This window comes from Vibrio sp. Vb1026 (genome assembly GCF_033338745.1).
GTDB classification, from domain to species: Bacteria; Pseudomonadota; Gammaproteobacteria; order Enterobacterales; family Vibrionaceae; genus Vibrio; species Vibrio alginolyticus.
The window spans coordinates 1-5,034 of sequence record NZ_JAWOTH010000040.1; the positions used below are offsets into that span (position 1 = coordinate 1).

The following is a 5,034-nucleotide window of genomic DNA, read 5'->3' on the forward strand; positions in this document are numbered from 1 at the left end:
AATCCAGTTAACAAACTGTTCAAGAGGGATTCGCAACGCGTGGCATTTTTACTATGCGTTGGTTTTAGTGTTTAAGGCGGTATGCGGCTGCATCGGTATGGCGTTGCTCACCCCTTAACAGGGCGTTATGCATCAGGGGGATTCATGGAATTTATAGATAGACCTGTAGGCGCAAATCAGGAAGAAATACACAAGTTAGAAACTATATTTCAAATAACTCTTCCTGAAAGTATGTTGAATTGGTGGAGTGTTAGCGATGGCCCTATAGTCTATTTTGGGTTCAAAGAGTTACAGTTCTTCTCTTTGTCGGAGATATACGGCGAAGATATTTATGGGGTAAAGCACGATATGCCTGGCGCAATGCCAATTTGCTTAGATGGTAATGGAAATATTTGCGTGGCCAGAATTGCAGGTGGTGTTATATCTGGTTTTTATGTCGTTGATTCTAGTGATTTAGGTTGGGAGCAAGCGAAAATTATAAGCTGTGAATTCTTAAAGTTTGTGAACGATAGTTTTTCACCCGAAGAACGACTAAATGCATAACAAAGCATTTAAGAGTGATTCCCAACGCTTGGTATTTTTGTCTCTGCGTTGGGTTTTGTGTTTACGGTGTAATGGTTTAGGCATGGTGGTAGCGTTGCTTACACCTTAATGCGGCGTTAGTTGCCAACGAGGAAAACACAGCTTAAACAGAATGTTTAGAGTTAAAGTCAGTGTGTTTTTGGTGGGGTTTCGTACTTCAATTTTGAATCGTTCGGGTTGGTGAAAATCGTTCTCAGGTTTCTTTTGTGGTTGGATTTTCTGTTTCAGAAACCGATTTAATTGTTGAAAGTCAGCTTTGTAATCTTGTCATTCTCAAATGAGCTTTTTGGTGTTGTTAGTCCGTTTTCTGCGGCGCTATCTGTTCCAAGTGGCTTCAGTGACAGGCGCATTGAAACTGCGCCTGATTTGAGTTTCTCAAAACACGTCAAGTTAGTGTTGGCAAACGGCAATCGATTTCAAATCAAAGCTTTAGGTTTGGCAACTAACAAAGCATTCAAGAGGGATTCACAACGCTTGGCAGTTTTGGTTTGAATTGGCTTTAGTGTTTACGGCACAATGGTTTAGACCGGGTGGTAGCGTTGTTCACCCCTTAATGCGGCGTTATGCGACGCGCAGAAAAGTTCTTTGTTCTCATCTTCTTAGTTCTCTTTGAGCATTCGTTTTTCTAAGTCGGCAATTGAGCGTTTTCGGCTCAAATTCTTGAATATCTCCAACCGTAAAACATGCCAAAGTTCGTGGGTTGCCTCATTCATTTTTGGTGCTGGTTGGTAGCGAGTTTTACTGGCTCAAAGTGTGGCAAAGGCAAGTTAATCGAGGCTCTGGTTTTTGCTGTCATTTCGTAGCTTTAGGTTTATTAGGTTTATTAGGTTTAAAAGCTACTTTATCGCTGAAAGGTAGCATTTCGTGGTTGTTAAAAGTGAGGCTGTAACATAGTGACTTTTGCGGTTCTTGAATCACAAAAAATCAGTGGGTGTTTGGTTGCTTATTTGGTTTCGGGTAATCTGCTTTTAAAACCACTTAAACATCGGTGGGAAACTTCGCCTAACAAGGCGTTTAAGGCGGATTCACAACGCTTGGCGACTTCAGTTCAAGTTGAATTTAGTGTTTAAGGTATAATGGTTAGGTTTGGTGGTTGGCGTTGTTCACCACTTAACGCGGCGTTATGTGCTCGGAGGAAATATGCAATATATCGAAGTCAAAAGTAGCGATATTCCACTAGATTTATTGCTTGAAGCTGATCCTTCTGAAGCTAGTATCGCTTCATATTTATCTGATTCATGGTGCTTTGCCGCAGTAGACAATGGGCAAGTTTTGGCGGCTTGAATCGTTAAAGCGCAGACCAACAGTCTTGCTGAGATATTTAATGTATCTGTATCTCCAGAGCTACAAGGCCAAGGTATTGGCTCTAAGTTACTAAAGCTTGTTCTATCTCAGTTGCCAAGCAAGGGGATCAATCGTGTCGAGCTTGGTACGGGTACATTTGGCTATCAACTTACTTATTATCAGCGTTTAGGTTTTCGAGTAGACTCAATCATCAAAGACCATTTTTTTGCTAAACTACCCCGATGTAATCTATGCAAATGGTATTCAACACAAAGACATGCTGAGATTGTACGTAAATATTTAGTACGCACATAACAAAGCATTTAAGAGTGATTCGCAACGCGTGGCATTTTTACTATGCGTCAGCTTTAGTGATTATGGTGGTTTACGGCGGCTTTGGTATTGCGTTACTCACCCCTTAACAAGGCGTTAACTGGCGCAGAAAATATGAAAGCGCAATGATACAGTTTCTAGGTTCAGAGATTTAGCGTGTTCGGTCGGTTTCCTTAGCTGAGCTAATGTGACTAACTTCAGTTTGATACTTAAGTTTACTGATGTGAAAGGCGACACTAAGCCTTCTAATAATATAAGGCATTCGCGATTAGTCCGGCATACTTACATCGCCGAAGTATGGTGTTGTGAGGCGCATTTCAAACTAAAGATAAACGGTAATTTTTTGGTTAAATACATATTTGGGTTAGCTTTGCTAATCATTAATTAGCAAAATGAGCTTTGGCGAAAGTGGCTGAAAGAACGGCGAAAACTGAAAGGCGCTCAGTTAACAAGCTGTTCAAGAGGGATTCGCAACGCGTGGCATTTTCACTGTGCGTTGGCTTAAGTGATTAAGGTGGTATGCGGCAGCATCGGTATTGCGTTGCTCACCCCTTAACAGGGCGTTATAACCACGACATAAAATGGAGTATTTATGATAGCAAGAGAATGGAAAGCTACTTGCCCTAAAGAGCATGAAGAAGGGTTTATTGCATACCTGTATGAGACAGGAATCAAAGATACATCTAGTACACCGGGTTTCCTCGGTGCTCAAATCCTAAATCGAGATTTAGGCGATAATGCTGAAATCACTTTGTTGACCTATTGGGAAGATCTCGAATGTATCAAAGCATTTGCTGGTGAAAATATCAGTGTCGCTAAATTGTATCCAGAGGATGAAAAGTACAAATTGAATCCAGATCGTCATGTTAGCCACTATGAAGTCCGTGAGAATATGTGGTTATAACAAACTGTTTAAGAGGGATTCGCAACGCGTGGCATTTTTACTATGCGTTGTGTTCAGTGTTTAAGGTGGTATACGGCGGCATCGGTATTGCGTTGCTCACCCCTTAACAGGGCGTTATAACACAGAATCAACTTCTTGCTCAAAAGGCTTAGTTGAACTATTATTTGTACGTTATTTTGTACTAATGGGAGTTCAATATGAGTCGTATTCATTTCGATCAAGATATTCAGCCTTTGTCTGAGTTTCGTGCCGGTGTAGCTTCATACATCAAACAAATCAATGAGACTCGTCGTCCATTGGTTATTACGCAACGTGGCAAAGGTGTTGCTGTTGTTCTCGATGTTGCTGAATATGAAGCAATGCAAGAGAAAATCGAATTACTGGAAGAAATGCGCACAGCAGAAGCTCAGTTAGCTTCTGGTCTCGGTGTTTCCAATGATGATGCGCGTGCTCAAGTACTTGGGCGCATTAAGAAATGAAAGTAGTCTGGTCTCCATTAGCACTTCAGAAACTAGGTGATACCGCGGAGTTTATTTCTTTAGATAATCCACTTGCGGCAGAGAGGTGGGTAAATGAAGTTTTTGATAAAACTGAACTACTTGGAAGTATGCCTGAAATGGGGCGGTTTGTTCCTGAAATGCCCCACACGAACTATCGCGAAATCATCTTTGGAAACTATCGTATTATCTACAGTTTAAGTCACGAAATCCGCGTACTAACAGTTCGTAATTGTCGTCAAATTTTATCGGAAGATGACGTGTAATACTGTGTTATAACAAACTGTTTAAGAGTGATTCGCAACGCGTGGCATTTTTACTATGCGTCAGCTTTAGTGATTATGGTGGTTTACGGCGGCTTTGGTATTGCGTTACTCACCCCTTAACAAGGCGTTAGCGCGCTAAGTCGACATGATATTTATAAACATTATTAAGAGGATAAGATGAAATTTAATATGTCTGTTAATGATAACTTTGCTTCATTCTTTGATGAGGGGAGTGAAATTTATATTTTCGTTGATAGTTTTGATAATGAAAACTTTGATGTGAGGCTAGGAAATATAAGTGAATCAGAGTTAATTGGCTCAATTTCTGCGAAAAGTGACTCTGAGTTGAACTCGAAGCTTGAAGAGCTTTATCGTAGCTTTATGGAGGGGTAAACATGATTTCACAAGCTCAAATAGCTGCGCTCGAAAGTTCAGTAAATGAGACTTTACGTCGCCATAAAATGTCATTTAAGTTATCTAAGCACTTTGTTAAAGATAGAATGAATGACACACGTAATAATCCATTGATAATGATTGCTGAGCTTAACTCTATATTTAACAGGTTAACAGCATTACATGTAGGGGCGCTTAAGAAGTTGAGTCACAATGATACTTTTAATATTAGGTGTACGGTTTCGCATATAAATATGCCTTGCGCTGTTAATAAAATTCACGTTGATGGTGATGAGCATCAAGAAAATATAGTTATTACGGTAATGAGGAAAAAGGACTGGAAGTCAAAGGACCCCAAAGAATTTCTTGTTTAATTTAATAGCGCGCTAACAAAGCGTTTAAGAGGGATTTGGCACGCGTGGCATTTTTAGTTTGCGTTGGGTCTAGTGATTCCGGCGCTGTGCGGTAGCTTTTGTATTGCGTGCCTGCACCCCTTAACGCGGCGTTAGTACGGGTTTGACATCAAAGGTCATAAGTTTTGGTGTTTATCTGTTTTGGCGCTCGTCTTTACACCTTTCAGTTTGTGCCTTTCACGTTCTTTCCGGTGGCACTATATGCGGAGTGTTCGCTTTGATTTTTCCGTTTACGGCTTCTAACTCTTAGCCTATTTCTTTGGCGCTTTTTCATTTTCGTGGTGACTTTTGAGAGAACCTTGATTACTTTTTGTGTGGCTGTTGAAGTGCGAGGAAAGAATCCTTTTCTAATTTGAAGTCAG

At 40.6% G+C, this 5,034-nt stretch carries 6 protein-coding genes and 1 pseudogene; all 7 read left to right on the forward strand.

Annotated features, from left to right (window positions below; all coding sequences use genetic code 11):
* Nucleotides 1-144 precede the first annotated feature (144 nt).
* The gene (locus R7E47_RS23805) at nucleotides 145-543 is read left to right on the forward strand and encodes an SMI1/KNR4 family protein (RefSeq protein ID WP_151514925.1); all 399 of its coding nucleotides are present in this window, start codon (nucleotides 145-147) and stop codon (nucleotides 541-543) included.
* A 1,179-nt stretch (nucleotides 544-1,722) separates the two neighbouring features.
* A pseudogene (locus R7E47_RS23810) lies at nucleotides 1,723-2,170 on the forward strand (GNAT family N-acetyltransferase).
* A 621-nt stretch (nucleotides 2,171-2,791) separates the two neighbouring features.
* Nucleotides 2,792-3,103, forward strand: a complete 312-nt coding sequence (locus tag R7E47_RS23815) for an antibiotic biosynthesis monooxygenase family protein (protein WP_053304462.1) — start codon at nucleotides 2,792-2,794, stop codon at nucleotides 3,101-3,103.
* Nucleotides 3,104-3,300: 197 nt separating this feature from the next.
* Nucleotides 3,301-3,582, forward strand: a complete 282-nt coding sequence (locus tag R7E47_RS23825; protein ID WP_000086647.1) for a type II toxin-antitoxin system Phd/YefM family antitoxin — start codon at nucleotides 3,301-3,303, stop codon at nucleotides 3,580-3,582.
* Nucleotides 3,579-3,866 carry a type II toxin-antitoxin system RelE/ParE family toxin gene (locus R7E47_RS23830; RefSeq protein WP_213872230.1) on the forward strand — a complete coding sequence of 96 codons (288 nt, stop codon included), beginning with the start codon at nucleotides 3,579-3,581 and terminating at the stop codon, nucleotides 3,864-3,866. The genes R7E47_RS23825 and R7E47_RS23830 overlap by 4 nt, the downstream gene beginning before the upstream one ends.
* A 177-nt stretch (nucleotides 3,867-4,043) precedes the next feature.
* The gene (locus tag R7E47_RS23835) at nucleotides 4,044-4,259 is read left to right on the forward strand and encodes a hypothetical protein (protein ID WP_025611452.1); all 216 of its coding nucleotides are present in this window, start codon (nucleotides 4,044-4,046) and stop codon (nucleotides 4,257-4,259) included.
* Between the two features lie 2 nt (nucleotides 4,260-4,261).
* Nucleotides 4,262-4,633, forward strand: coding sequence for a hypothetical protein (locus R7E47_RS23840; RefSeq protein ID WP_238967022.1), 372 nt, complete (start codon nucleotides 4,262-4,264; stop codon nucleotides 4,631-4,633).
* Nucleotides 4,634-5,034: the final 401 nt, after the last annotated feature.

Excerpts from the sequence above, each read along its gene's own strand:
- R7E47_RS23805 (WP_151514925.1), top strand. The coding sequence starts at position 145 with ATGGAATTTATAGATAGACCTGTAGGCGCAAATCAGGAAGAAATACAC.
- R7E47_RS23815 (WP_053304462.1), top strand. The coding sequence starts at position 2,792 with ATGATAGCAAGAGAATGGAAAGCTACTTGCCCTAAAGAGCATGAAGAA.
- R7E47_RS23825 (WP_000086647.1), top strand. The coding sequence starts at position 3,301 with ATGAGTCGTATTCATTTCGATCAAGATATTCAGCCTTTGTCTGAGTTT.
- R7E47_RS23830 (WP_213872230.1), top strand. The coding sequence starts at position 3,579 with ATGAAAGTAGTCTGGTCTCCATTAGCACTTCAGAAACTAGGTGATACC.
- R7E47_RS23835 (WP_025611452.1), top strand. The coding sequence starts at position 4,044 with ATGAAATTTAATATGTCTGTTAATGATAACTTTGCTTCATTCTTTGAT.
- R7E47_RS23840 (WP_238967022.1), top strand. The coding sequence starts at position 4,262 with ATGATTTCACAAGCTCAAATAGCTGCGCTCGAAAGTTCAGTAAATGAG.